The following is a 25,097-nucleotide window of genomic DNA, read 5'->3' as shown; positions in this document are numbered from 1 at the left end:
CTGTTTACTCTTCTGCAGCAGCAGCTTCTTCTTCGGCCGGAGCGGCAGCAGCCTCTGCGGCTTCAGCAGCCTTGGCGGCTTTCTCTTCGGCGCGCTCCTGGGCCTTCTTGCCCGGGGTGCCCTTCTTGGGGTTGTTGCGCTCGGCTTTTTCCTTGGCGCCGGCGGCTTCCAGCATGCGGGCGATCCGGTCGGTCGGCTGCGCGCCTTGGTCCAGCCAGTACTGGATGCGTTCCATGTTCATCTTCACGCGCTCTTCGCTGTCTTTCGGCAGCAGCGGGTTGTAGGTGCCCAGCTTCTCGATGAAGCGGCCGTCACGCGGCATGCGGCTGTCCGCTGCAACGATGCGGTAGAAGGGGCGCTTTTTCGAGCCGCCACGGGCCAGACGAATTTTCATTGCCATTGTGGTATCTCCTTTGGATGGCGTTGGCCGGAGTGTTCCGGCTATTTCTGGTGTTTGTTGAACCTCGGGTTCACTTCTGGTGTTTCTTGTGGTGTCGGATGACTTCCTGAATGATGAAATTCAGGAAAGCCTTGGCAAAATCGGGGTCCAGATCCGCCTCTTTCGCCAGGTCTTCAAGCCGTGCGATCTGCGCGGCCTCGCGCGAGGGATCGGACGGGGGAAGTTCGTGTTCGGCCTTGAGCTTGCCAACGGCCTGCGTGTGCTTGAACCGCTCGGCCAGCGTATAGACCAGAATCGCGTCCAGCCGGTCGATGCTTTCGCGGTGGTCTTTCAGCAAGGCCGCGGCCCGCGTCACGGGATTGTTCATTGGCCGGTCCTTTCGGTGGTCAGATCGGTCGTTGACGTGTCGAGTTTCGGGTGCCGCCAGATCTGCGCGGACTTGCCCAGCACTTCGCCCTCGCGCTCGTAGGTGGCGCCGAGACGATGTGCCAGAGCGCGCGAGCGGTCATTGGCGTGGGCGATGTAGCTGATGACGCCGTTCAGCCCCTGATAGCGCGCGGCATGGTCGCGGGCGGCCTGCGCAGCCTCGAAGCCCAGACCCTTGCCCTCTGCCTTTTCCATCAGGGTCCAGCCCAGCTCGGGTTCGTCCCAGCCCGGCACATAGATCATGCCGGTCCAGCCCACGAAAGTACCGCTGGCCTTTTCGGTCAGGTGCCACAGGCCATAGCCACGCAGCGCCCAATGGCCCAGACGGTTGGCCAGTCCGTTCCAGCAGCCCGCCGCATCCCTGGGGCCGCCCACCATGTGGCTGCGCTCGGTCGCGTAGAAGGCCGTCATGGCCGGCAGGTCGTCCGGATGCGGTGCCCGAAGGATCAGGCGCTCGGTCTCAAGGGTCGGGATGGTGAAGGTCGTCATGCGTAGGCCTCCATCCCGCCATCGCCGTCGCCGGGCAGGTGGCGATAGACCAGAACCGGCTCGTCGAACCCGGCCTCGGCCTGCAGGTCGCGCTGGGCGCCCAGGCGCTCGGCCACGCGGGCCGAGGCTGCGTTGTCGGGGTCCACATAGCTGACCAGTGACGGCAGAGCCTGCGACCCCAGCGCAAAGTCGCGGGCGGCTTCGGCCGCTTCGGTTGCAATGCCACGCCCTTCGGCGGCTTCGGTCAGCAGATAGCCCAGCTCGTGTTCGCGGTCACCGAATTCCATGCCGATCGTCACGAAGCCCAGAACCTGACCGCCCGCACGGTCCTCGATGGCCCACATTCCCGCCCCGCGCAGCAGCCAGCCCGCGACGTATTGCGAGAAATCCAGCCAGGCCGCCTGCCGGTCAAACGGGCCTTCCATGTGTTTGGCACGGTCCGACATCAGGATGTCGGCATAGGTGTCGAAATCCCCGATCCGCGGCGCGCGCAGCACCAGCCGCGCGGTCTCCAGCCGCGGCAAGTCCGCAGCCAGCCGCGCCGACAGCGCGGCGGCGGGGCCGGTGGCCGGAGCCTCCCAGGGATATGCGACGGGCGCGGTCACTTACTTCTTCTTTCCGAATCCGCTCAGGCCGGGGGGCAGGGCCATGCCGCCGCCCATGCCGGGCATGCCGCCGGGCATCTTGCCGCCCATCGCCTTGGCCGCGGCTTCCAGCGCCTTGGGATCCATGCCCGCGGCCATTTCTTCGGGCGAGGGGCCGCCTCTGCCGAACATGCCTTTCATGGCCTGTTTCAGCATCTTGCCTTTGCCCATCTTGCCCATCTTCTTCATCATGTCCGACATCTGCCGGTGCATCTTGAGCAGCTTGTTGATGTCGCTGACTTCCATGCCCGACCCGGCCGCGATGCGTTTCTTGCGGCTGGCCTGCAGCAACGCGGGGTTGGCGCGTTCTTTCTTGGTCATCGACTGGATCATGGCGATCTGCTGGCGCAGGATCCGGTCGTCCAGCCCGGCCTGATCCATCTGCTTGGCCATCTTGCCCATGCCCGGCATCATGCCCATCATGCCCTGCATGCCGCCCATCTGGATCATCTGTTCCAGCTGCATCTTCAGGTCGTTCATGTTGAACTGACCCTTCATCATGCGCTTCATCATGCGCTCGGTCTGCTCGAGCTCCATGGTCTCCTGGGCTTTTTCGACCAGTGAGACGATGTCGCCCATGCCCAGGATCCGGCCCGCGATGCGGTCGGGCTCGAAGGTTTCCAGCGCATCCATCTTCTCGCCCAGACCGACGAAGCGGATGGGCTTGCCGGTCACTGCGCGCATCGACAGCGCCGCGCCGCCGCGGCCGTCACCGTCCATCCGGGTCAGGACCACGCCCGAGATGCCGACCTTGGCATCGAACTCCTCGGCCACTTCGACGGCGACCTGACCGGTCAGGCCGTCAACCACCAGCAGGGTCTCGCGCGGGTCGACCACGTTGCGGACCTGCTCGACCTCGTCCATCAGGACCTCGTCGATGTGCAGACGGCCCGCGGTATCCAGCATGTAGACGTCATAGCCGCCCAGCGTGGCCTGCTGTTTGGCGCGCTTGGCGATGTCCACCGGTTTCTGGCCCGGCACGATCGGCAGGGTGTCCACCCCGATCTGGGTGCCCAGCACCGCCAGCTGGTCCATCGCCGCCGGGCGGTAAACGTCCAGCGAGGCCATCAGGACCTTCTTGCCCTCTTTTTCTTTCAGGCGCTTGGCGAGCTTGCCGGTGGTCGTCGTCTTACCCGAGCCCTGCAGGCCGACCATCAGGATCGGCGCGGGCGGGTTGTCGATCTTCAGCTTGCCCGGGTCGTCCTCGCCGCGCAGCGTATCGACCAGCGCGTCGTGCACGATCTTGACGACCTGCTGGCCCGGCGTGATTGACTTGGTCACCGCCTGGCCGGTCGCCTGTTCCTGAACCTTTTTGACGAACGCACGCGCCACTGGCAGCGATACGTCGGCCTCAAGCAGCGCCACGCGAACTTCGCGCAGGGCGGTTTTGACGTCTTCCTCGGACAGGGCGCCCTGTTTGGTCAGCCGGTCAAAGACGCCAGAGAGGCGTTCGGATAGATTTTCAAACATGCCTTCGGCCTCCTTCGCCGGTTGTCGGTTGGCGCCCCATAGATAGGGGCGGACGGGTCAATGCACAAACGCCCCCACGGGCGAAACTCGCTGGTGGGGGGCGATCCCTGAACGACTCAAGGGACCGGAAGAACAGACGCTTCCGGATGTTGCGTTGGCGTTTAGGCCCATTAGCCGCCTGAGTCAACCATCCGCGCTTGCCGGGTTGCATCGTCTGGCCCCGTCGGCCATCACTGGCGCGATATTCGGGAGAAGACCATGGACGCCTCATCCGCCTTTCAGGACTCATTGCCGCTCAGTTCGGACGCCTTGCTGGCGCAGTTGGACGATTGGGGGCTGCCCTATCGTCTGCACAGCCACGTCCCGCTGCGGACGGTCGAAGAGTCGAAGGCGGTCGAAGATCAGTTCATGGTGCCGGGCGAAAACGCGTTGCGGCTCAAGAACCTGTATCTGCGCGACAAGAAAAAGCGGAACTACCTGGTGACGCTGGAACAGAGCCGCGAGATCGACCTCAAGGCGCTGGGCGCCGAACTGGGTGTAGGCAACCTGTCCTTCGGGTCGGCGGATCGGCTGATGCAGAACCTCGGCATCCGTCCCGGCGCGGTCAGCCCGCTGGCCATGATAAACGGCGTTGGCAACGGTGTACGGTTCTTCATGGACGACGCGGCGCAGCCCGCGGACGTGATCTATATGCATCCCTTGGTCAACGACCGGACGGTGGCCATGGCGCGCGACGACCTGATGGCCTTCTTCGACCGGATCGGGTGCGAGGTCACCTGGCTGCCGTGATCATTCGCTCAGCGCCTCTTTCAACGCGGCGGCGACATGGGCGGCCGAGGGATTGACGAACAGGTGCCCGTCGGCCTCAAAAACCGGGTCATCAAGATGTTGGGGAAAGGCCAGCGGCAATTCCGTGCAGGCCAGCAGGATCGCGGTTCCGGGGGCGGCGTGCCGATTGCAGAATGCCAGCAGACGGCCGCGGGCATTGGCCGAGGCACCGCCGTAGAACTCGGTGTCGATCATGGCCTGCATTTCCGCGATCTGGTCCTCGGGAAGTCGGTCATTGGCTGTGATGCCTTCAGCCGCCAGCCGTTCCGCATAGTGGCGCGCTTGCATCGTGACCGAGGTTCCCAGCACCAGCGCGCTTTTGGCGCCTGTCGTTTTGGTGGCCACGGCGGTTGCATCAAAGATACTCAGGATCGGCATGGTCACGCCCTGCCGGATCGCATGCAAACGGGCGTGAGGTGTGTTCGAGGCGATGATGCCGAAATCACATCCCGCCTGCTCAAGCGTCAGCAGTGCATCGCGGAAAACGGAATCGAACGCGGACCAGCTTGCTTCGTCGCCGGAGGTTCCGCGCAGCGCGCGGGTTTTGGCCTGGGTGACGGATTCGATGGTCATCGGAGGAACAGGCAGCGGTGATCCGTGCCCGCGTTCTGCAAAATGGCGCCCGGCGCCCTCGGCGATGGCGCGGTAATAGTCTATTGTCGACGCCCAGCCGACCCCGCCCAGAATTCCGATCTTCTTCATGACAACCGTCCAATCTGCCGATCCCGCTCGGGGACAGATTGGACGGTTTGACCGGGGATGGCCAGTGGCCGGATCAGGCGGCGAGTTCGGCCACGGCTTTCTGGGCGTTGCTCAGAGTTGCTTCCGGGTCTAGCGCCATGCGGTCAGCGGCCACCACATCCACGTCATGGATGCCGATGAAGCCCAGAACATGGCGGGCGTATCCGGTTGCAAAGTCGATCTCGGACCCCACCACGGTACCGCCCGAAGCGATGGCGAGGATGGCGCGCTTGCCCTCCAGCAGGCCCTTGGGGCCATTCTCGGTATACGAGAACGTCAGGCCTGCACGAGCGACCAGGTCGATCCAGGCCTTGAAGGCGGCCGGGACCGAGAAATTGTAGATCGGCAACCCAATCACCACCGTGTCGGCCTGCTGCAGTTCCTTGACCAACTCGTCCGACAGGGCCAGCAGGTCGCGCTGGGTGGCGTCGCGTTGATCGGCGGGGGTGAAGTTGGCGGTGATCCAGTCCTCGGTCAGCAGGGGCAGGGGTGTGGCCAGGTCGCGGCGGATGATGCGGCTGGCGCCCAGGTGTTGGACGATGCGGGCCGACAGGTCGCGGGTGGCCGAGCCGGTGCGGCGGGCCGAGGCGTCGATATGCAGGATGGTCTTTGTCATGGCGTGGATCCTTCTCAGGGTTCGGATTTTGCGTCTGAGCCCAATATGAGTATTGCGTGAGCGAACGAAACTAGGATAAATCAACAGGCATTGTTGGAAATTGCACAGAATTGGTTTTGTCATGGACAATTGGGACGAGGTCCGCACCGCCTATCAGGTTGCGCGAATGGGTACGGTCAGCGGCGCGGCCGAGGTTCTGGGGGTGCACCACGCCACGGTGATCCGCCATATCGACGCGATCGAGGCCCGGCTGAAGGTCAAGCTGTTCCAGCGCCACGCGCGCGGCTACACCCCGACCGAGGCGGGCGAGGATCTGCTGCGCGTGGCCCAGGCCACCGAGGATCAGTTCAACCAGCTGGTCGGGCGGCTGAAGGGGCGTGGAGACGATGTCTCGGGCGAGTTGGTGGTGACCTCGCTGGCCTCGCTGGCGCCGCTGGTGGTACCCACCCTGACCGCGTTCCAGCAGGACCATCCCGACCTGATCGTGCGCTATCTGACCGGCGACCGCCTGTTCCGCCTGGAATATGGCGAGGCGCATGTGGCGATCCGCGCCGGTGCGGCCCCCGACCAGCCGGACAACGTGGTGCAGCCCTTCATGACGCAAGAGGTGGGGCTTTATGCCAGTCAGGACTACATCGCGCGGCGCGGCCTGCCCGCGGGCGTCGAGGATTTCCCCAACCACGCCTTCGTCGGGGCGGATGATGAAAACAGCCGCGCGCCCTTTTCACGCTGGCTGCGCGCCAATGTTCCGGCCGAGGCGATCACCTTCCGTTGTTCCAACAACTTCACCGTGGCCGAGGCGGTACTGGCCGGGGCGGGGATCGGCTTCATGGCCCGGTGGGAGGCCGCCCGCCATCCGCAGCTGCAGGAAGTGATGGAGCCGCTGCCGGAATGGGCCGGCAATCTGTGGCTGGTAACCCATGTGGATCTGCACCGCACCAACAAGGTGCAGACCTTTCTCAAATTCCTCAAGGAGCAGGCCAAGGACTGGCTGCCATGAGCCCGCAGGCGCGTGGCCACTTGGCCATGCTGGTGTTCTCGGCGCTGGTGGCGGGCAGTTTCTCGCTGGGTTCGATGATTGCCAACGAGATCGCGCCGGCGGCGTTGAACGCCGCGCGCTTCGCGATTGCCGGCGTGGTGATCGGCATCGCGGCGCTGATGACGACCGGTTTGCCGCGCAGCGCGGCGCGCGCGCCGTGGCGCTATCTGGTGCTGGGCGGGCTGTTCTCGGCCTATTTCGTGCTGATGTTCTACGGGCTGAAAACCGCGCCGCCAGTCAGCGCGGCGGCGGTGTTCACCTTGACGCCGATCCTGTCGGCGGTGGCGGGGTGGGTGTTGCTGCGCCAGATCACCACCCCGCACATGGCCCTCGCGCTGAGCGTGGGCGCGGTTGGCGCGCTGTGGGTGGTGTTCCGCGCCGACTGGCTGGCCTTTCGCGCCTTCGAGATCGGGCAGGGCGAGATCATCTATTTCTGGGGCTGCGTGGCCCATGCGATCTATACGCCCATGGTGCGCAAGCTGAACCGGGGCGAGCCGCCGGTCGTTTTCACCTTCGGCACTCTGGTGGCTGGGTGCGCGGTGCTGACGGTGTTCGGCTGGAGCGACATCCGCGCGACCGACTGGGCCAACCTGCCGGCGATCGTCTGGATCGGCCTGTTCTACGTCGCCATCTGCGCCAGCGCGGCCACCTTCGTTCTGTTGCAATACGCCACGCTGCTGCTGCCGTCGGCCAAGGTCATGGCCTATACCTACCTGACGCCCAGCTGGGTGATCATCTGGCAGATCGCGCTGGGCCAGCCGGCGCCGGGCCTTCTGGTTCTAGTGGGGATCGGGCTGACGATCCTTGCCCTTGTGTTGCTGCTGAAAGGGGATGACCTGGGGATGGCTCGGCAACAAACCGCGCCGGACTGACCTTTGCCAAAGCGCCCGTTCGTGGCAGGGTGGGGCAAACTCCGAAAGGATCGGAACATGCACAGATTGATTGCCTCGGCCACGCTAATGTTGGTTTTTGGATGTACGCAGGACACCGCCGACAATTCAACCCTTCAAGCCAGCTGCGAGGCATTGGTGGCTGCTGAGGCAAACCGGAGCCCCGCGGATGTCCAGGCTCTGTCTACAACTGCCGAACCGGCGGGAACCGTCACGCAGGTCGCAGTGGCCGGCGCTCAGGCACCCTGGCTGTGCCGCGCCGATCCCAGCGGCGTGGTCACAGGGGTCGAGTACAGCCAGCAAGGCTGATCCTCTTGGGTTGAGCCACATCAAGGGCCGGTTGTGTCAAACCCGCTAAGCTGTCGGCGTGAAAGGAGGGACTGATGTTCAAACACATAATGTTTCCCGTCGATCTGCATCTGCCACCCGAAGTGCGCAAGGCGGCCGAGGTTGCGGCACAAGTCGCCCGGTGGCAGGGGGCGCGGATAACCATCGTCAGCGTGACAAGCAATCAGCCCGGCGACCCCACGCAAACCGAATCCGCGATCAAGGACCATCTGTCCGATCTGGCGGACGAGTTGTCCCAAGCCAGTGGAGCGCAAGTTGATTTCCGCAACATTCATTCGGTGGATGTGGCGGTCGAAGTGGATGGTGACCTGGCCCGCACCGCTGAAGAGATCGGTGCCGACCTGATCGTGGTGGGCACCCATGCGCCGCGGATTACCGACTTTATACTGTCCAGTCATGCCGGATATCTGGCCAAACATGCCAGCATGTCGGTCTTCGTAGTGCGCTAGACCTCGTCCCCCGCGGAAAGCTGGTTTTCCAGGAACCGCTCGAACGCGTCCAGATTCACGGGTTCGAACTGCCCGAACCCTTGCATCCAGACCGAGGCCGCGCGCAACGCGTCGGGTTCCAGCTTGCACCATTTCACCCGGCCGCGCTTTTCCTGGCTGATCAGCCCGGCCCGGGTCAGGATCGTCAAGTGTTTTGAGATCGCCGCCAGTGACATCTCGAACGGCTCGGCCACGTCGGTGACGGCCATGTCATCCTCGAGCAGCATCGCCAGAATGGCGCGCCGCGTGGGGTCGGCCAGGGCCGCAAAGACGGTATCGAGGTCATCGGACATGATCCCGCTGAACCACAGCCGGAAAGTTTGGTCAACCATTTGGTTGAATATGCGGAATCCGGTGCTTCCAGCGGAATGGATTGCCAGTGACCCGATCGGCAGACAACGTTCTCCCTTAATATACATTAGAAAACAAAGGTTTAAGCTGCGTCAATTGGAGCCATCAACAGCGTTGACTCTGCGCGCGAGGCCGCATAGCAACTGCGCCAAGACTGTGCGAGGGAAACGCCCGTGACCGATGACGACCCAAAGCAGCGCCTGACGCAGCTTGAGGCCAAGATCGACGCGGCAAAAAAGGCCAAAGCGCCGAAACCTCGTGCGGACGCTGACATATCCGGGGGCGAACTGGCCTGGCGGATGGTCATCGAGATGGTTTCCGGTCTGGGGATCGGATTTGGCATCGGGTACGGGCTGGACAGCCTGTTCGGGACGATCCCGATCTTCCTGGTGCTGTTCACATTGCTGGGCCTTGTCGCGGGCGTGAAGGTCATGCTCCGCAGCGCGCAAGAAGCTCAAGAGAAACAAGCGGCCTCGACACAGGCCGAGAAGGACGAGAGGGACTGAACGTGGCGACCGAGACCACCGCAGCAGAAGGCAGCAGCCTGGTTTTCCATCCGATGGACCAGTTCATCGTCAAGCCGCTTTTCGGCGGTGAGATGGCTTGGTACACGCCCACCAACGTGACCCTGTGGCTGTTCTTCGCGGTTCTGGCCATCATCGGCCTGCTGGTGCTGAGCACCTCGAAGCGCGCAATCGTCCCGACCCGCATGCAGTCGATCGCCGAGCTCGCCTACGGCTTCATCTACAAGATGCTGGAAGACATCTGTGGCAAGGAAGGTGTCAAATACTTCCCCTATGTCATGACCCTGTTTATGTTCATCGTCACCGCGAACTTCCTCGGCCTGATCCCGACCTCGTTTACCACGACATCGCATTTCGCGGTCACCATTCCGCTGGCGCTGGCCGTGTTTCTGACCGTGACCGTTCTGGGCTTTGTCAAGAACGGAGCTGGGTTCCTCAGCCTGTTCTGGGTGTCCAGCGCGCCGCTGGCGCTGCGCCCGATCCTGGCGATCATCGAGCTGATCTCGTACTTCGTGCGCCCGGTCAGCCACTCCATTCGTCTTGCAGGTAACGTCATGGCCGGCCACGCTGTGATCAAGGTTTTCGCCGGCTTCGCCGCGGTCGCCGTGATCTCGCCCGTATCGGTTCTGGCGATCACCGCAATGTACGGCCTCGAGGTCCTGGTGGCCTTCATCCAGGCCTACGTATTCACCATTCTGACCTGTGTTTACCTGAAGGACGCTCTGCATCCGCATCACTGATCAGGGGCGACCCTGAGCACAGGAACGATAACCCAAAATCGAAACTTCCAATTCGTAAGGAGATACATCATGGAAGGCGATCTCGCACACATCGGCGCAGGCCTGGCAGCAATCGGTTCCGGCGCGGCCGCAATCGGGGTGGGCAACGTGGCCGGCAACTTCCTGGCCGGCGCTCTGCGCAACCCTTCGGCGGCTGCTTCGCAGACCGCAACCCTGTTCATCGGTATCGCATTCGCAGAAGCCCTGGGGATCTTCGCATTCCTGGTCTCGCTGCTGCTGATGTTCGCCGTATAATCTGCGGAACCTGATCCTTACGCGCAGGTGGGCCCAAGCCATAGCGGCCCACCTGTTGTAAAGACAACGTTCCGACGGAGGACATCATGGCGACAGAACCCATAGCTGCAGAAGCAGTCGGCAAATGCGTCGATTCCCATGGCTCGGCCATCGGGATGCCGCAGCTCTGCTTCGATTGGTTCCCCAACCAGATCTTCTGGCTGGTCATTACGCTGGTCGTCATCTTTCTGGTCCTGTCCCGCGTGGCCCTGCCGCGCATCGCGGCGATCCTGGCCGAGCGTCAGGGGACCATTACAAATGACCTGGCTGCGGCCGAAGACCTGAAGGCCAAGGCGGTCGAGGCCGAAGAGGCCTACAACAAGGCGCTGGCCGATGCCCGTGCCGAGGCTCAGCGGATCGCAGCCGAAGCGCGCGCCGAAATCCAGGCGGATCTGGATGACGCGATTGCCAAGGCAGATGCGGAAATCGCGGCCAAGGCGGCAGAATCGGAGAAGGCAATTGCCGAAATCCGTGCCGGAGCGCTGGAAAGCATTCAACAGGTTGCCAACGATACGGCGGCCGAACTGGTGACTGCGCTGGGCGGCGAGGCGGATGCCAAAGCCATCAGCAGTGCCGTCAGCGCACAGATGAAAGGATAAGTGACATGCGGAATACACTTGCTCTTATCCTGACCGCAGGCTTCGCCAGCCCGGCGCTGGCCGCAAGCGGCCCGTTCTTCTCGCTGGCGAACACCGACTTCGTCGTGACGCTGGGCTTCATCGTCTTCATCGCGGTCCTGTTCTATTTCAAGGTTCCGTCGATGATCGGCGGGGCGCTGGACAACCGCGCCGAAGGCATCAAGGCCGAGCTGGACGAGGCCCGTGCCCTGCATGAAGAAGCGCGCAGCCTGCTGGCCTCATACGAGCGCAAGCAGCGCGAAGTGCAGACTCAGGCCGAAGCCATCGTGGCCGCGGCGAAGGAAGATTCGGTTCTGGCTGCCGAACAGGCAAAGGCGGATCTGGAGAAATCCATCGCGCGTCGTCTGGCTGCCGCACAGGATCAAATCGCATCGGCCGAGGCCTCGGCGGTGAAGGAAGTGCGTGACCAGGCTGTGACTGCGGCCGTTGCGGCGGCCAAGTCCGTGCTGGCCAAGCAGATGACTGCGGCGCAAGCCAACAAGCTGATTGACTCGGCGATCTCCGAGGTCGGTGACAAGCTGCACTGAGCTGTTCGGCGTGAGCCAATCTCAATTTCCAAAACCCGAAGGCTACCTGCTTTCGGGTTTTTTGCTTGTAGCCCGTGTCATTGTCTGTTGATTCAGGGCAGTCAGCTTGTGGCGTTTCGGTGAGGTACGATGACATCCGGACATACCAAGATTGTTGATCCCGCCCCTGTGTGCGTGTTCGCGTTCAACCGACCCGAACACACGCGGCGGACGTTGGATGCCCTGGCCCAATCGCCCTTGGCCGCGTCGACATCCTTGACCGTATTCATCGACGGCCCCCGCAATGATGCCGAGAAGCCGATTGTCGACGCTGTTGCGAAGGTCGCCGAAACGCAGCAGGGCTTCGCCAGTATCGAGCTGCGCCGACGTGACCAAAATGCAGGGCTGGCGGTCTCGATCGAGGAGGGTGTTTCGCAGATGATGGCCGAGCATGGCCGCGCGATCATTCTCGAGGATGATATACTCACGTCGCCAGCCTTTCTTCATTATATGAACCTTGCCCTAGAGCACTACAGGGATACTCCGGATGTGTGGCACATAGCCGGGTACAATGAGGATATTCCGCAGAACAGAGGCTCGAACCATGCGAGTCTGTGGCGGTTCATGAGTTGCTGGGGCTGGGCGACGTGGGCTGATAGATGGACCCATTACTCGCGCGATCCGGACGAGTTGCCCCGTGTGTTTTCGGATGAAGACATCCACCGTTTCAACCTGGACGGAGCAAATGACTTCTGGGCTCAGGTTCTTGCCAATAAGAGTGGGGAACTGAAGACTTGGGCCGTGTTCTGGTACGCCACGATCTTCCGCAATGGGGGGCTGTGTTTATCCCCCCATTTCTCCTACGTCGAAAACATCGGATTTGACGGCTCTGGCAGTCATGGCGTGGTCAACAGCTCGTATGGCCGAGCGGGTCTGAACACCTCGATCGATCCGATATGGCCGGCCACGACTGTTGAAGACGCCGCGGCGCTGGGGCAGTTGAAGGACTATTATACCCGTAGGCCGCCGTTGCACCGGCGTCTTGCCCGCAAGCTGGGAAAACTTACCCGCAAGCTGTTTGGGTAATGAACCGATAGACAGTCAGGTCTCGTCGAAAACCAGTCGTGAAAGCGCTTTCTCATCGTCAAGGCTGAGAAATCTGTCGTTGGCCCCCCAGTGGCAATGGGTGATTTCACCGACCAGCAGGGTTTTGCCGTCGATGTAGAAGTCGATCCGCACAAAGTCGAATGGCGCCGAGAGCTTTTCCGCGACCTCCAGCATTTCCTGCAGAACGAGAGGGCGGTCAACGTTAGGTTTTTCTATCCCGTACGGGGACAGCTCGATCGGAAGGAGCGACCAATTGGTGTCGTAGAGCTGACGATAGAAGGCCACGTTGCGGTCGTTGACGTAAAGGATACAGCGAGCCTTGCCCTTCCAGCAAAAGACTTTGAAGTCGTGCACGTCATGTCCCTGAAACAGAAGAGGCTCAACGATCAGTTTCCCGGTCAGGTCGCGATAGTTCCGTTCCCGCGCAGCATAGTAGTAGTTGCTGGTAAGCTGTTCTGCCAACGCGGCCCGGTCCGGCTGCGCCCCGCCTTGCAGGATCGTCACGCCGCCGCAACCGTGCGTTGGCTTTATGACGCAGTCTTCGGGAAAGTCGAATTTGTCGATATCTTCCTTGTTGCGCAGCACGGCAATCGTGGGGACGTTGTATTTCGCTCCTGCACGTTCCGCGATGAATTCCTTTGCCAGTTCCTTGTCTGTTGTTTTTAACCGCAAGGGCGACACGATTTCCGGCCCTGACTTGATGCGGTAGAGCACATCGTTGAAAAGCATGCGCTTGCCGGGCCACCGGTCGTGCTGCGTGAAGAAATGGTGCCAGTAGAACCACCTGTCGCCTCTGTCCGAATAGGGAAGCCTTTTGGCGATCGGACGGGCGATAGCCATGTACAGTTTGCGGCGGATGAGTTTCAGAAACGAGAGCATGTATCCAGTGATTTTGGCGCCTTAAGGGTTGTGTCTGCTATGCGGCACAGTAGACAGTGTTGCAAGTGTTCCCGCTGAATTCGCACAAATACGGCGTTGTCGGTTGGATCAATCCAGATTTGGGGCATCAATTCAGGCGCAAGAGTTGGAACGCGTAAATCACATCAGTTTCAGTAGTTCTGAGGGGGGCGCGGCAATTGCGGCGCACAGGCTGCATATGGCCCTAAACGCCAGCGGCGTGAATTCGATCATGACCGTTGCGCGAGGTCAGGAAGGGCCGGGCATCACGACGTTCAAGCCGGCCAAGGGTCTGGGACGAATGATCCAACGGGAAATAGCGCGCAGTATCCGGCGCCGGCATGAAGCGGATTTCTCGGGTTTGATTTCGCTAGGTCAGGTCCGTTCGGGTTTGGCGCAGTACCTGAACAAACAGCCCTCGCAAATTCTGAACCTGCACTGGGTCAATTCGGATCTGATGTCGATCCGCGAGATCGGAAACCTGTCTCATCCGGTTGTATGGACCATGCATGACATGTGGCCGTTATGTGGGGTGGAGCATTACTCTGAGGGCGATGCCTGGAAAAACGGTTACGCGACCCAGCAGGATAGCCGAGCGAGCAGGCTGAACCGCCGTGTTTGGAAAACAAAACAGCGGTTTTGGACGCGGCCGTTCCATCTTGTTGCACCCAGCCGCTGGCTGGCGGATTGCGCCCGGCAAAGCGCCTTGACACAGGACTGGCCCGTCTCTGTCATTCCCAACGCAATCGACACCGACGTCTGGCGCCCCACCGACCGAGACGCGGCCAGAGACCGATTGGGTCTGCCACGCGATTCTGCTGTCATCGGTTTTGGGGCCATGGGGGGCGACAGCGATCCGCGCAAAGGATTTCGGCACCTCAAGGAAGCTTTGTCGATTCTGAAACAGGAAAGATCTGATATCCGCGTTCTGATATTCGGCGCGGATGCGCATGAGGTAGATCTGCCCTTTCCGGCTCATTTCACTGGACAACATTCAGTGCCCGAGGAACTGCGGTCTGTTTACGCGTGCGCGGACGTTTTTGCGTTGCCGTCCCGACAAGACAACCTGCCCAACACCGGCGTTGAGGCGCTTTCTTGCGGTATTCCGATCGTCGGGTTCAAGATCGGCGGATTGCCCGATCTGGTCCCGAACCCCGGGTGCGGGCGGCTGGCCGAGCCGTTTGATGCGCGGGGCTTGGCGGATTGCCTAAAGGGGGTGATCGATGATCAGCGTTCCTGCCAGGTTCAAGGGCAGAAGCGCGACGGGAATGCCGCGCGCAAACATGCCCTGCAGAGCTACGCGATGCCAATCGTGGCCGAGCAGTACAGGCGCCTTTATGAAACACTGGGGTTGAAGGCGCAGTGAGAGGCGGAGGACCTCAACCGTCCGTGTTGCCAACCTCATGTTCCAGCCGCTGCCGCGCGATCAGTTCGTTGCGCCGGGCCTTCTGCTGGTCTTCCATGCAGCGTTCGACAAAGCTAAGGTGCTGTTCCACCGCCTGCCGGGCGGCTTCGGGGTCGCGGGCCTGAAGGGCTGCGTTGATTGCCCTGTGCTGGTTCAGGATCGCGTCGCGCGTCGTGCGCTGGTGGAACATGATCTGGCGGTTGTAGAACACGCCCTGCCGCAACAGATCGAACATCGACCGCATCATGTGCAGCATCACCACGTTGTGGCTGGCCTCGATGATCGCCATGTGAAACTGCGCGTCCAGATGGGCCTCGTCATCGGTCGCGTTGCGGGCATGGGCAGCCTCCATCTTGTCGAAGATCGCCTGAATCACCTTCAGGTCGCTGTCCGAGCCCAGCCGCGCGGCGCGTTCGGCCGCCAGCCCTTCCATGTCGCGCCGGAACGACAGGTAATCGAACACGGCCTCGTCATGGCTGCTGAACAGGCGGATCAGCGCCGGAGAAAAGGCCGAGCCCAGAACCTCGGCCACATAGATGCCTGATCCGGCCTTGGCGGTCAGCAGGCCCTGCTCCTGCAGTTGCGAGATCGCCTCGCGCAGCGACGGGCGCGACACGCCAAGCCGGTCGGCCAACTCGCGCTCGGACGGCAGGCGTTCACCGGGGCGCAGGATCCCGCGCAGGATCAGCAACTCGATCTGTTTGACCACGGCCAGGGACAGTTTCTCGGTCTGGACTTTCTGAAAGGGCATCGGATCATCGCTGAAAATTGGTCAAATCATATGACCACACATGCCCGGCCCGCGCAAGAACGGGCCGCGATCACATTGGCTGAAACACTAGGTCAGCATTGTTGACTTTAAGCGCAGAGGTCATAGCGTCAGTCCGACCCAGCGGAGGAGGCTCGGCCCATGCACCAGTTATTTGCAACGCGCGCCGCGCGAATGAAGGCATCCGAAATCCGAGAGCTGCTGAAACTGCTGGATCAACCCGGCATCATTTCCTTTGCCGGCGGCATCCCCGACCCGGCGCTGTTTCCAGCCGAGGCGTTTGCCCACGCATTCCAACAGGCGCTTGGCGCCGACAGCCGGGCGCAGGCGCTGCAGTATTCCGTGTCCGAAGGGTACCTGCCGCTGCGGGAATGGATCGCAGGCCACATGCGCCAGATCGGCATCGACTGCGGCACCGACGACGTTCTGATCACTTCAGGCTCGCAGCAGGCGCTCGACTATCTGGGCAAGCTGTTTCTGTCACCGGGCGACACGGCGTTGGTCGGATGGCCGACCTATCTGGGGGCTTTGGCGGCGTTCAACGCCTATGAGCCACGCTTTGACCGGTTGCGCGCAGGCGGCAACGCGGGCGCGGCGCAATACCGGGGCGCGGCGGGGCCGGGGGCGGTCAAATACGCGTATCTTTCGCCCGACTTTGCCAACCCGACCGGCGAGACCGTCGATCGGCAAGGGCGCGAGGCCCTTCTGGATCTGGCCGAAGAGTTGGACTGCGCCCTGATCGAGGACGGCGCCTATCAGGCTCTGCGCTATGACGGGCAGGCGATACCGCCGATCCTAGCGCTGGAACTGGCGCGGAAGGGCGATCTGCAAGCCTGCCGGACGATCTATTGCGGCAGTTTTTCCAAGACCCTGTCGCCCGGGTTGCGGGTGGGTTGGGTCGTGGCGGCGCGGTCCGTCATCGCGCAGCTTGTGCTGATGAAACAGGCCGCAGACCTGCATTCGGCCACCATCAACCAGATGGCTGTTCACCAGGTGGCCCAAACCTGTTTTGACAGCCACATCCCGAAAGTGCGCGCAACCTACCGTGCGCGCCGCGACGCGATGCTGGCGGCGCTGGATCGGCACATGCCCGAAGGCGTGCAATGGACCCGGCCCGAGGGTGGCATGTTCATCTGGCTGACCCTGCCGCCCGGCTCGGATGGCGCGCAACTGCTGGCCCGCGCGCTTGAGACGGTCAAGGTCGCCTTTGTGCCAGGCCAGGCCTTTCACCCCGATGGCAGCGGCGCCAACACGATCCGGCTGAGTTTCTCCAACTCGGACGAGGCTACGATTGCCGAGGGTATTGCCCGGTTGGGCACGGTCCTGCGCGGGTAAGTTCCGGAAAGTTTTCGTTAACCATTTTGCCGCAAAGCTGCGGCATGATCCGGTTCCTCGCCTTGCTGGTGCTGGCCGGCTGCTCGGCCGGCACGCCCCATTTCCGCGACCTGCCCGCAACCCGCGTGGCCGTGAACGGCAGCGTGTTCGACGTGCGCCTGCGCGGTGACCTGGCCGAGGCGGTCCGCGTCAACAGCCAATATGCCCCGCGGCTGGGGCCGATCCGGGATCGGGCCGCATTGGCCATGGCGCAGGTCTCGGGATGTCCGGTCGCCGACGTGTTGGGCGATGCGGCGGTGACCGTGGGCATCCTCGACTGCGACCGCAGGGCGTCGGACCGGCTGTTGCTGGCTGCGGTCACGCCGATCAACTATGAATGCATCGACTTCGGAACCTATGACAGTGGGTCGGACACCGGATACCAGGTGTTCGAGTGTTCGCCTTATTGACTCTGCGCAATTCCGCCCAAATCAGCAAGATATTGTGGATAACTCGGCCCAATATCCCATATCCTGCGCAACTTCGTTGACTCGCGGGCATTCCCTTGTCCAGACTTTCAGGGAACGGGAATCATGGAAATCGGCCTTTGCGCTTCACCAAACTCAAACTCACCGGCTTCAAAAGCTTCGTCGACCCGACCGATCTGATAATTGCGGACGGGTTGACCGGTGTGGTGGGGCCCAACGGCTGCGGCAAGTCCAACCTGCTCGAGGCGCTGCGTTGGGTGATGGGCGAGAACCGCCCCAAATCGATGCGCGGCGGTGCGATGGAGGACGTGATCTTTGCCGGTGCCGCCACCCGTCCGGCGCGCAACTTCGCCGAGGTCGTCCTGACCATGGACAATTCGGAACGTCTGGCTCCGGCCGGGTTCAATGACAGCGACCAGATCGAAATCGTGCGCCGCATCACCCGCGACGTGGGCAGCGCCTACAAGGCCAACGGCAAGGACGTGCGCGCCCGCGACGTGCAGATGCTGTTCGCCGACGCCTCGACCGGCGCGCATTCACCCGCTCTGGTGGGGCAAAACCGGATCGCCGAGCTGATTAACGCCAAACCCCGCGCCCGCCGCCGCATTCTGGAAGAGGCCGCCGGTATCTCGGGCCTGTATCAGCGCCGGCATGAGGCCGAACTGAAGCTCAAGGGCACCGAGGCCAACCTGACCCGCGTGGATGACGTGCTGGAACAGTTGGGCACCCAGCTGGCGCAGTTGGCGCGGCAGGCCCGTCAGGCCGCGCGGTATCGTGAGATCGGCGAGCAATTGCGCCAGGCCGAGGGAATGTTGCTGTATCGCCGATGGAAAGAGGCCGACATGGCCCGCCAGCAGGCCGAAGAGCGTCTGCGCGACCGCACCACCGAAGCCGCGCGCGCCGAGGCCGAGGCCCGCGCCGCCAGCGCGAAACGCGCCGAGATCGAAGAGACCCTGCCGCCGCTGCGCGAGGAGGAGGCCATTGCCGCCGCCGTGCTGCAGCGCCAGCAGGTGCAGCGCGATCAGCTGTCCGATCAGGAAACCCGCGCGCGCCAGACCATCGAAACCCTGACCGCCCGCATCCAGCAGCTGGGCCGCGACATCGAGCGGGAAACCGGTTTGAACCGCGACGCCGGCGAGATGATCGAACGGCTGGAATGGGAGGCCCGCGAACTGGCCAAGGCCGCCGAGGGCCATGACGACAAGCTGGCCGAAGCCGCCGAAATTGCCCGAGAGGCCGCCGCGGTTCTGCAGGAGCGTGAGGATCTGCTGGCGCAGGAGACCGAGGACACCGCCCGCCTGGTCGCGCGTCACCAATCGGCGCAGCGCCTGGTCGAGGACAGCCGCAAGACGCTGGCACGCTCCGAGGCCGAAGAGGAAAAAGCACGCGCGGCCGTTGCCGAGGCCCGCGCCGCGCTGACCCGCGCCGACGAAGCGTTCGAGGCCGCGCAAGCCGCCGAGGAAGAGGCGCGCGAGGCCGCCGAAGCCGCCGAAGAAGCGCTGGCCGCCGCCGACGAGCTGCGCGGTGAAACGCAGGCGCGCGAGGCCGAGGCCCGCGCCCAACGCTCCGAGGCCGAGGGCGAGTTGGGCGCGATTCGGGCCGAGACCACCGCGCTGGCCAAGCTGGTCGAGCGCGACACCGCCGAGGGCGGGCAGGTGCTGGACCTGCTGCGGGTCGAGCCGGGCTTTGAAAAGGCGTTGGGTGCCGCGTTGGCGGATGACCTCCGCGCCCCGCTGGTCGAAGGCGATGGGCCGTCGGGTTGGGTGCAGGTGCCGGGCTATGATGCCGATCAGCCGTTGCCGGACGGAGCCGAGCCGCTGGCGCTGCACGTCTCGGGGCCGGACCGCCTCAGCCGTCGCATCGCGCAGATCGGGTTGATCGACGCGGATCAGGGTGCGCGGCTGCAACCCTTGTTGAAACCCGGCCAGCGGTTGGTGTCACGCTCGGGCGATCTGTGGCGCTGGGACGGGTTCCGCGCCTGGGCAGAGGATGCCCCAAGCGCCGCGGCGCTCCGGCTCGAGCAGCTCAACAAGCTTGAGGCGCTGAAACAGCAGTTGGCGCAGGTCGAAGCGCAGGCCGACGGCGCCCGCGCCGCGCACGAGGCCCTGTCGCGGCAACTGGCCGAGGTGACCGAGGCCGACCGTCGCGCCCGCGAGGCCCGCCGCGCCGCCGATCAGCGCATGGCCGAAGCGGCCCGCGCGCTCAGCCGGGCCGAGGCCGACCGCAACCTGGCGCAGGGCAAGCTGGAGAACCTGACGCTTGCGGTCGACCGCCACAAGCAGGATGCGATGGCGGCCCGCGCCCAGCTGCGCGAGGCCGAGGCCGCGCTGGCCGAGCTGGGCGATCTGGACACCGCCCGTGCCCGGGTCGAGGACATCAAGCAGACGGTCGAGGCCGCGCGGATCACCATGCTGACGCACCGTTCGACCCATGACGAGCTGCGCCGCGAGGGCGAGGCCCGCACCCGCCGCGCACAGGAGGTGGCCAAGGACCTGAGCGGCTGGAAACACCGTCTGGAAACAGCCGAGAAGCGCATCGCCGAATTGGCCGAGCGCAAAGCCAGTTCCGAGGAAGAGCTGACCGAAGCGATGGCCGCGCCCGCCGAGATCGCCGAGGCACGCGAAGAGCTGAACGAGATGATCGAGGCCGCCGAGGCCCGCCGCGCCGAAGCCGCCGACAAGCTGACCCAGGCCGAAGCGCTGCAACGCGAGACCGTGCTTGCCGAGCGCGAGGCCGAGCGCAAGGCCTCGGAGGCGCGCGAAGCCCGCGCCGCGGCTGAGGCGCGGTTCGAGGCGGCCAAGGAAAGTGTCGCCGCCGCTGCCGAGCGCATCGCCGAGGATCAGCAACTGACCCCGAACCAGTTGTTGAACCAATTGGACGTGAACCCTGACGACATGCCCGCCGCCGATGCCCTGGAAGCTGAGGTGAACCGCCACAAGCGCCAGCGCGACGCGATGGGTGCGGTGAACCTGCGGGCCGAGGAAGACGCCAAGGAGGTTCAGGAGGAGTTCGACACGCTCAACAGCGAGAAATCCGATCTGGAAGAGGCGATCAAGGCGCTGCGCAGCGGCATCGCCAGCCTCAACCGTGAGGGCCGCGAGCGCCTGCTGACTGCATTCGAACAGGTCAACGCGAACTTCGCCATGCTGTTCAAGCATCTGTTCGGTGGCGGCGAGGCCAACCTGGTGATGGTCGAGAGCGACGACCCGCTGGATGCGGGGCTCGAGATCATGTGCCAGCCGCCGGGCAAGAAGCTGTCGACCCTCAGCCTGTTGTCGGGCGGGGAACAAACCCTGACTGCCACCGCGCTGATCTTCGGCGTGTTCCTGGCCAACCCCGCGCCGATCTGCGTGCTGGACGAGGTTGATGCGCCGCTGGACGATGCCAACGTGACCCGGTTCTGCGATCTGCTGGACGAGATGTGCCGCCAGACCGACACGCGGTTCCTGATCATCACCCACCACGCGGTGACCATGGCACGGATGGACCGTCTGTTCGGCGTGACCATGCAGGAACAGGGCGTCAGCCAACTGGTCTCGGTCGATCTGAAGAAGGCCGAGCAGATGGTCGCCTGACCGCTCACTGCAACGTTATTCCGCGATCGGGCCGGGCCGGGCTAGGCTGGCTGCATGAAACACCTGTTGCTGATCGCCGCGGCCTGCGCCGCCTCGCCGCTCTGGGCTGCCGAATGGGCTGTACGCCCCGGTGATATCCCCCTGAGCCCCGCTGAACTGAACGCGCTGGCCGGGCGAACGCTGACTTTCTATGACGACGGGCAGTCGAAATACTCGGCCGGTGGGGCCTATTCCTATACCTATTCGGCGGTCAATGGCGGCGGAACGGCCTTCGGAACCTACAGAATCGCCGCTGATGGCAGCATCTGTGTGCAGTACCGCAACGGGTTCGACCGCTGCGATCTGTACGTGCGCAACAATGGCCGGTTGATCCTGATCACCGAAAAAGGTGAACGTTACCCGGTGCGACCCGAGTGATCGGGGCCTCTCCTTCACCCGCCGTGCCCAACCAGGAATCGACCGATGACCCGACCCGCTCCGACCCTGCACATGCTTTGCGGCAAGATCGCCGCGGGAAAATCGACGCTTGCCGCCCAGCTCGCGAGGCAGCCCGGCACAGTTCTGATTTCCGAGGACGCCTGGCTGAAGCCGCTTTTTGCCGATCAGATGGTGACAGGTGCCGACTATCTGCGCTGTTCCACGCGTCTGCGCGCGGCGATGGGACCGCATGTCACGACTCTGCTTGAGGCGGGCATGTCGGTTGTTCTGGATTTCCCGGCCAACACGGTCGAAACCCGCGCCTCGATGCGCGAAATTCTGGATCAGACCGATGCCGCGCATCAGATGCATGTGCTGACCACGCCCGACGCCGTCTGTCTGGCCCGACTGCAAGCACGAAACGCAGCGGGCGACCACGCCTTTGCCGCGACCGAAGAACAGTTCCGCCGGTTTTCCATGCATTACGCCGAACCGACGCCTGAGGAGGGATTCACGCTGGTGTTCCACGACCCAACGGATTGAGCGGCTAGAGCCGGTTCAGCAAGTCAACCGTCGGCCATGCGTCCGCAGGCAGTCCCAGCCGGGCCTGTTCAGCCTGTACTGCAGCGCGCGTTCCGGCCCCCAAGATGCCGTCGATCTTGCCCACGTCGTGGCCGCGCGCCTGCAGTTTCCCCTGCAGCTGTTTCATCTGGGCACCGGTCAGGCCTGGATCGGGGTTGCCCGCAGAATAGACTTGTGCGCCTTCGAGACGCGTTCCGAAATAGGCAGCGGTCAGGACATAGACAAAGCTTTGGTTCCACTCGAAATAGACATCGAAATTCGGATAGGCCAGAAAGGCTGGCCCGTTGCGCCCCTGCGGCAGGATCAGCGAAGCCGGCAGGTTGGCCAATGTCCCGCTGCGCGCCTGCACGCCCATCGCCTGCCAGTCTGACACCGGGCGCGGTTTGCCCGGCCCGCTCAGCGACCAGTCCATCTGTGCGGGCACGGTGACCTCCTGCAGCCAAGGCTGACCGGGCTGCCAGCCCAGATGAGACAGCATCTTGCCACCCGACATCAGCGCATCGGGGGCCGAGGTTTTCAGCCGCACATGCCCGTCGCCATCACCGTCCACGCCGTTTTCCAGAATGTCGCGGGGCAGCATCTGCACCATGCCGATCTCGCCCGCCCATGCGCCCGTGGTGCGGTTCGGGTCGAAATCGCCGTTCCGGAACAGCTCGATCGCGGCGAAGATCTGCGGCCGGAACAGCTCGGGGCGGCGGCAATCATGGGCCAACGTCACCAACGCATTGCGGGTGTTGAAATCGCCTTGGAACGCGCCGTAATCTGTCTCGAACGCCCAGAAGGCCAACAGGACCCCGCGCGACACGCCGTATTCGGCCTCGATCCGGTCGAACACGGCATCGTATTTCTGTGCCATCGCCTGGCCGCGCCTGATCCGATCCTGCGAGATCAGGCGGCGCGAGAATTCGATGAACGGTTTCTGGAATACGCCCTGCGCGCGGTCGGCCTTCAGCACCTTGGGGTCCTGTTGCGCACCGTTGAAGAACGCATCGACCGTGGCCGTATCGAACCCCTGCTGTGCCGCTTCGGCCTTCAGTCCGCGAACGAAGGCGTTGAAGCCGCCGCCGCATTGGGCAAGGGCCGGGGCAGCGAACAGGCAAGCGGCCACAAGGCCCGAGACAAAGCGCATGACGAAAACCATCCTCAGAAAACCGTGTTCAGACCAACCCACACCGTCAGCCCCGCCAACGCAAGCCCCCAAACCTGCCAAAGCATTCCGCATGCGCGGAAAACCTCCGTTGCGCCGATCGTGCGCCGGGCTTCACCATTGACCCAGGCCAGATCGCGCAACTGCCCGTCATAGCTGCGGGGCCCGGCCAGTGCCACGTCCAGCGCGCGGGCCATGGCGGCCTCGGGCCAGCCGGCATTGGGCGAGATGTGGCGCTGCGCGTCTGCGACGATGGCCCGCCATTGGCGCCACTGCCCCGACAGGGCCAGGATCATCAGTCCAGTCAGCCGCGCCGGGATCAAGTTCAGCAGATCGTCCAGCCGGGCGGCGGCCCAGCCGAAGTCTCGGTACGTTTCGTTGCGATACCCGATCATGCTGTCGGCGGTGTTCACCGCCTTGTAGACCAGCAGCCCCGGCAAGCCACCCAGCAGGAACCAGAAGGCCGGGGCGATCACCCCGTCGCTGAGGTTCTCGGCGGCGCTCTCGATGGCCGAGCGCGCCACCTGTGCCTCGGCCATCTGCGAGGTGTCGCGTGACACGATCATCGCCACCGCCGCGCGCCCCTCGGGCAGGGATTGCCGCAGCGCGACGCACACGGCGCGGACATGCGCCACCAGAGAATTCTGTGCCAACAGGATCGCGCAGACCACGACCTCGACCACCCAGCCAAGCCACGCCAGCGCCGCACCGACCACCCAGCCGCCCAAGACCAGTAGAAGGGCGACGAGCACGCCCTTGGCCCGCCGATGCTTGCCGTGATTCAGGCGGCGGTCCAGCCAGGCGATAGCGTTGCCCATCAAAACCGCCGGGTGCCGCAGGCGCGACCACAGCCAGTCGGGCTCGCCCAATGCGGCGTCCAGCAGCATCGCCAAGGCCAGCGTCAGGGCGGTGCTCACAGCGCCGCCTCGAGCCGCGACCAGCCATGCTCGGGCGGCAGGCCCAGCCGCAGGAACCGATCGGAATAGGGGAAGATGCGGCTCCAGATATGGGCCTGTGCCAGCCGGTCCTGCCAGGCGGCGGCATCGTCCACTTCGTACAGGCGGAACAGCGTGGTGCCGCCGACCAAATGCGCGCCCTTGCCGGTCATCAGCGTATCCAGCCGTTCCGTATCACGGGCCAGTCGCGCGCGCGTGGTTTCAGCCCAAGTCGTGTCATTCAGGGCCTGCGCGCCGATGCGCAGGGCCGGGCCGGACACCGCCCATGGACCGGTCAGATCGTTCAGCCTCGCGATCAGGTCGGGATGCCCGATGGCAAAGCCCAGCCGCAGGCCCGCAAGACCCCAGAACTTGCCAAAGCTTTTCAGGACGATCACGCCGGGGCGCTCGGACAGGCTGATCAGCGAGGCATCGGGCGTCACGTCGCAAAAGCTTTCGTCGATCACGGTCAGCGGCGCATCGGCGTCCTTAGCCTGCCAGATTCGGCCGTCGGGGTTGTTGGGATGCACGATCACCCGCGCCTGCGTCGGGCCGCCGGGCTGCACCGTCCAGCCCTGCGCGGCAAAGGCAGCGGCATGTTCGTTGTAGGTGGGCGTGGTGATCTGGACCGCACCAACGGGGGCCAGCGCCGGGATCCGCGCGATCAGGGCCGAGGCCCCCGGTGCGGGTAGGATTGCCGCGCTCTCCGGCACACCCCAGAAGCGACGGGCCGCATTGCTCAGCCGGGCAAATGCCCCGTGATCCGGCAGGGCGGTCCAGTCGTCAGACGAAAGCCCCTCGACAGGGTAGGGTTGCGGGTTGATCCCGGTCGACAGGTCGATCCAATCGCCTCGCTCGCCGCCATGACGGGCAATGGCGTCGTCCAACCCACCGCCGTGGTCACGCTTGCCGCGCGGGTTCAAGTCGTCAGTGCGGTCAGTCATGCCGGAATCGTCCAAAACGCCGAAATTACCCCGCTTCAAGCGGATT

General features: G+C 63.8%; 30 protein-coding genes. 17 read left to right on the top strand and 13 right to left on the bottom strand.

Translation table 11 applies throughout. From position 1 onward, the window contains the following. Positions 1 to 4: 4 nt before the first annotated feature. The 5 genes from rpsP to ffh all read right to left on the bottom strand — a co-directional run bounded on the left by rpsP (position 5) and on the right by ffh (position 3,429). Entirely contained in the window at positions 5 to 400 is a 396-nt protein-coding gene (rpsP, locus tag AC2FML_RS17515; protein WP_170421814.1) for a 30S ribosomal protein S16, read from the bottom strand. A gap of 70 nt (positions 401 to 470) precedes the next feature. Next, complete coding sequence (locus AC2FML_RS17510; RefSeq protein WP_170342735.1) at positions 471 to 767, bottom strand: chorismate mutase; 297 nt, start codon at positions 765 to 767, stop codon at positions 471 to 473. Next, entirely contained in the window at positions 764 to 1,315 is a 552-nt protein-coding gene (locus tag AC2FML_RS17505) for a GNAT family N-acetyltransferase (protein ID WP_496783974.1), read from the bottom strand. The genes AC2FML_RS17510 and AC2FML_RS17505 overlap by 4 nt, the downstream gene beginning before the upstream one ends. Beyond that, a complete protein-coding gene (locus AC2FML_RS17500) occupies positions 1,312 to 1,920 on the bottom strand; it encodes a GNAT family N-acetyltransferase (protein WP_496783973.1) in 609 nt (202 codons plus the stop codon). The genes AC2FML_RS17505 and AC2FML_RS17500 overlap by 4 nt, the downstream gene beginning before the upstream one ends. Beyond that, positions 1,921 to 3,429 (bottom strand): signal recognition particle protein, encoded by a 1,509-nt coding sequence (ffh, locus tag AC2FML_RS17495; RefSeq protein ID WP_496783972.1) that lies wholly within the window; start codon positions 3,427 to 3,429, stop codon positions 1,921 to 1,923. A gap of 258 nt (positions 3,430 to 3,687) precedes the next feature. Here ffh and AC2FML_RS17490 point away from each other — a divergent pair, with 258 nt between their 5' ends. Next, on the top strand, positions 3,688 to 4,218 hold the full coding sequence (locus AC2FML_RS17490) for a prolyl-tRNA synthetase associated domain-containing protein (protein WP_496783971.1): 531 nt from the start codon (positions 3,688 to 3,690) through the stop codon (positions 4,216 to 4,218). On the opposite strand, the gene AC2FML_RS17485 is transcribed toward AC2FML_RS17490, so the two are convergent. Together AC2FML_RS17485 and AC2FML_RS17480 are read right to left on the bottom strand one after the other, a co-directional pair. Then, positions 4,219 to 4,959, bottom strand: a complete 741-nt coding sequence (locus AC2FML_RS17485; protein ID WP_496783970.1) for an aspartate/glutamate racemase family protein — start codon at positions 4,957 to 4,959, stop codon at positions 4,219 to 4,221. A 73-nt stretch (positions 4,960 to 5,032) separates the two neighbouring features. After that, positions 5,033 to 5,614, bottom strand: a complete 582-nt coding sequence (locus tag AC2FML_RS17480) for an FMN-dependent NADH-azoreductase (RefSeq protein WP_496783969.1) — start codon at positions 5,612 to 5,614, stop codon at positions 5,033 to 5,035. 121 nt (positions 5,615 to 5,735) lie between these two features. Here AC2FML_RS17480 and AC2FML_RS17475 point away from each other — a divergent pair, with 121 nt between their 5' ends. The 4 genes from AC2FML_RS17475 to AC2FML_RS17460 all read left to right on the top strand — a co-directional run bounded on the left by AC2FML_RS17475 (position 5,736) and on the right by AC2FML_RS17460 (position 8,340). After that, positions 5,736 to 6,614: a LysR family transcriptional regulator gene (locus AC2FML_RS17475; RefSeq protein WP_170367906.1), complete on the top strand. Its 879-nt coding sequence runs from the start codon at positions 5,736 to 5,738 to the stop codon at positions 6,612 to 6,614. Next, positions 6,611 to 7,525 carry a DMT family transporter gene (locus tag AC2FML_RS17470; RefSeq protein ID WP_170372685.1) on the top strand — a complete coding sequence of 305 codons (915 nt, stop codon included), beginning with the start codon at positions 6,611 to 6,613 and terminating at the stop codon, positions 7,523 to 7,525. The genes AC2FML_RS17475 and AC2FML_RS17470 overlap by 4 nt, the downstream gene beginning before the upstream one ends. A 57-nt stretch (positions 7,526 to 7,582) precedes the next feature. After that, positions 7,583 to 7,852, top strand: a complete 270-nt coding sequence (locus AC2FML_RS17465) for a hypothetical protein (protein ID WP_141138530.1) — start codon at positions 7,583 to 7,585, stop codon at positions 7,850 to 7,852. Positions 7,853 to 7,926: 74 nt separating this feature from the next. Further along, positions 7,927 to 8,340, top strand: a complete 414-nt coding sequence (locus tag AC2FML_RS17460; RefSeq protein ID WP_170361483.1) for a universal stress protein — start codon at positions 7,927 to 7,929, stop codon at positions 8,338 to 8,340. Here AC2FML_RS17460 and AC2FML_RS17455 read toward each other — a convergent pair. Continuing rightward, the gene (locus AC2FML_RS17455; protein ID WP_170361571.1) at positions 8,337 to 8,672 is read right to left on the bottom strand and encodes an ArsR/SmtB family transcription factor; all 336 of its coding nucleotides are present in this window, start codon (positions 8,670 to 8,672) and stop codon (positions 8,337 to 8,339) included. The genes AC2FML_RS17460 and AC2FML_RS17455 overlap by 4 nt on opposite strands. 231 nt (positions 8,673 to 8,903) lie before the next feature. Between AC2FML_RS17455 and AC2FML_RS17450 the strand changes: the two genes are divergently transcribed. From AC2FML_RS17450 to AC2FML_RS17425, 6 genes are all read left to right on the top strand, one after another. Next, positions 8,904 to 9,236, top strand: a complete 333-nt coding sequence (locus AC2FML_RS17450) for an AtpZ/AtpI family protein (protein WP_093965213.1) — start codon at positions 8,904 to 8,906, stop codon at positions 9,234 to 9,236. Positions 9,237 to 9,238: 2 nt separating this feature from the next. Next, positions 9,239 to 9,994, top strand: a complete 756-nt coding sequence (locus tag AC2FML_RS17445; protein WP_093965215.1) for a F0F1 ATP synthase subunit A — start codon at positions 9,239 to 9,241, stop codon at positions 9,992 to 9,994. A gap of 69 nt (positions 9,995 to 10,063) precedes the next feature. Continuing rightward, entirely contained in the window at positions 10,064 to 10,288 is a 225-nt protein-coding gene (locus AC2FML_RS17440; protein WP_005981269.1) for a F0F1 ATP synthase subunit C, read from the top strand. Positions 10,289 to 10,374: 86 nt separating this feature from the next. Continuing rightward, complete coding sequence (locus tag AC2FML_RS17435) at positions 10,375 to 10,926, top strand: F0F1 ATP synthase subunit B' (protein WP_170343394.1); 552 nt, start codon at positions 10,375 to 10,377, stop codon at positions 10,924 to 10,926. A 5-nt stretch (positions 10,927 to 10,931) separates the two neighbouring features. Further along, positions 10,932 to 11,492: a F0F1 ATP synthase subunit B gene (locus tag AC2FML_RS17430; RefSeq protein WP_093965218.1), complete on the top strand. Its 561-nt coding sequence runs from the start codon at positions 10,932 to 10,934 to the stop codon at positions 11,490 to 11,492. 129 nt (positions 11,493 to 11,621) lie between these two features. Beyond that, entirely contained in the window at positions 11,622 to 12,557 is a 936-nt protein-coding gene (locus AC2FML_RS17425) for a glycosyltransferase family protein (protein ID WP_496783968.1), read from the top strand. 15 nt (positions 12,558 to 12,572) lie between these two features. On the opposite strand, the gene AC2FML_RS17420 is transcribed toward AC2FML_RS17425, so the two are convergent. Next, a complete protein-coding gene (locus AC2FML_RS17420; RefSeq protein WP_496783967.1) occupies positions 12,573 to 13,418 on the bottom strand; it encodes an ATP-grasp fold amidoligase family protein in 846 nt (281 codons plus the stop codon). Positions 13,419 to 13,485: 67 nt separating this feature from the next. Here AC2FML_RS17420 and AC2FML_RS17415 point away from each other — a divergent pair, with 67 nt between their 5' ends. Then, entirely contained in the window at positions 13,486 to 14,841 is a 1,356-nt protein-coding gene (locus tag AC2FML_RS17415) for a glycosyltransferase (RefSeq protein ID WP_496735388.1), read from the top strand. A 13-nt stretch (positions 14,842 to 14,854) separates the two neighbouring features. Here the strand turns inward: AC2FML_RS17415 and AC2FML_RS17410 are convergent, their stop codons facing one another. Further along, positions 14,855 to 15,631 (bottom strand): FCD domain-containing protein, encoded by a 777-nt coding sequence (locus AC2FML_RS17410; RefSeq protein ID WP_496783966.1) that lies wholly within the window; start codon positions 15,629 to 15,631, stop codon positions 14,855 to 14,857. A 159-nt stretch (positions 15,632 to 15,790) separates the two neighbouring features. Here AC2FML_RS17410 and AC2FML_RS17405 point away from each other — a divergent pair, with 159 nt between their 5' ends. The 5 genes from AC2FML_RS17405 to AC2FML_RS17385 all read left to right on the top strand — a co-directional run bounded on the left by AC2FML_RS17405 (position 15,791) and on the right by AC2FML_RS17385 (position 21,986). After that, positions 15,791 to 16,984 carry an aminotransferase-like domain-containing protein gene (locus AC2FML_RS17405; protein ID WP_496783965.1) on the top strand — a complete coding sequence of 398 codons (1,194 nt, stop codon included), beginning with the start codon at positions 15,791 to 15,793 and terminating at the stop codon, positions 16,982 to 16,984. Positions 16,985 to 17,028: 44 nt separating this feature from the next. Beyond that, entirely contained in the window at positions 17,029 to 17,433 is a 405-nt protein-coding gene (locus AC2FML_RS17400) for a hypothetical protein (protein ID WP_496783964.1), read from the top strand. A gap of 137 nt (positions 17,434 to 17,570) precedes the next feature. Next, the gene (locus AC2FML_RS17395) at positions 17,571 to 21,026 is read left to right on the top strand and encodes a chromosome segregation SMC family protein (RefSeq protein WP_496783963.1); all 3,456 of its coding nucleotides are present in this window, start codon (positions 17,571 to 17,573) and stop codon (positions 21,024 to 21,026) included. A gap of 54 nt (positions 21,027 to 21,080) precedes the next feature. Then, entirely contained in the window at positions 21,081 to 21,443 is a 363-nt protein-coding gene (locus AC2FML_RS17390) for a hypothetical protein (protein WP_496783962.1), read from the top strand. Positions 21,444 to 21,488: 45 nt separating this feature from the next. After that, positions 21,489 to 21,986: a P-loop nucleotide/nucleoside kinase family protein gene (locus AC2FML_RS17385; RefSeq protein ID WP_496783961.1), complete on the top strand. Its 498-nt coding sequence runs from the start codon at positions 21,489 to 21,491 to the stop codon at positions 21,984 to 21,986. Positions 21,987 to 21,990: 4 nt separating this feature from the next. On the opposite strand, the gene AC2FML_RS17380 is transcribed toward AC2FML_RS17385, so the two are convergent. The 3 genes from AC2FML_RS17380 to cobD are packed head-to-tail and all read right to left on the bottom strand — an operon-like array spanning position 21,991 to position 25,051. Further along, positions 21,991 to 23,154 carry a lytic murein transglycosylase gene (locus AC2FML_RS17380; protein ID WP_496783960.1) on the bottom strand — a complete coding sequence of 388 codons (1,164 nt, stop codon included), beginning with the start codon at positions 23,152 to 23,154 and terminating at the stop codon, positions 21,991 to 21,993. A gap of 14 nt (positions 23,155 to 23,168) precedes the next feature. Continuing rightward, positions 23,169 to 24,089 carry an adenosylcobinamide-phosphate synthase CbiB gene (gene cbiB, locus AC2FML_RS17375; protein WP_496783959.1) on the bottom strand — a complete coding sequence of 307 codons (921 nt, stop codon included), beginning with the start codon at positions 24,087 to 24,089 and terminating at the stop codon, positions 23,169 to 23,171. Further along, positions 24,086 to 25,051, bottom strand: a complete 966-nt coding sequence (cobD, locus tag AC2FML_RS17370; protein ID WP_496783958.1) for a threonine-phosphate decarboxylase CobD — start codon at positions 25,049 to 25,051, stop codon at positions 24,086 to 24,088. The genes cbiB and cobD overlap by 4 nt, the downstream gene beginning before the upstream one ends. Between the last annotated feature and the right edge of the window lie 46 nt (positions 25,052 to 25,097).

The sequence above is a fragment of the Ruegeria sp. BHSC029 genome, from assembly GCF_059613085.1.
Note: the sequence above shows the minus strand (reverse complement) of the source record. Positions and strands in the feature narration are given on the sequence as shown.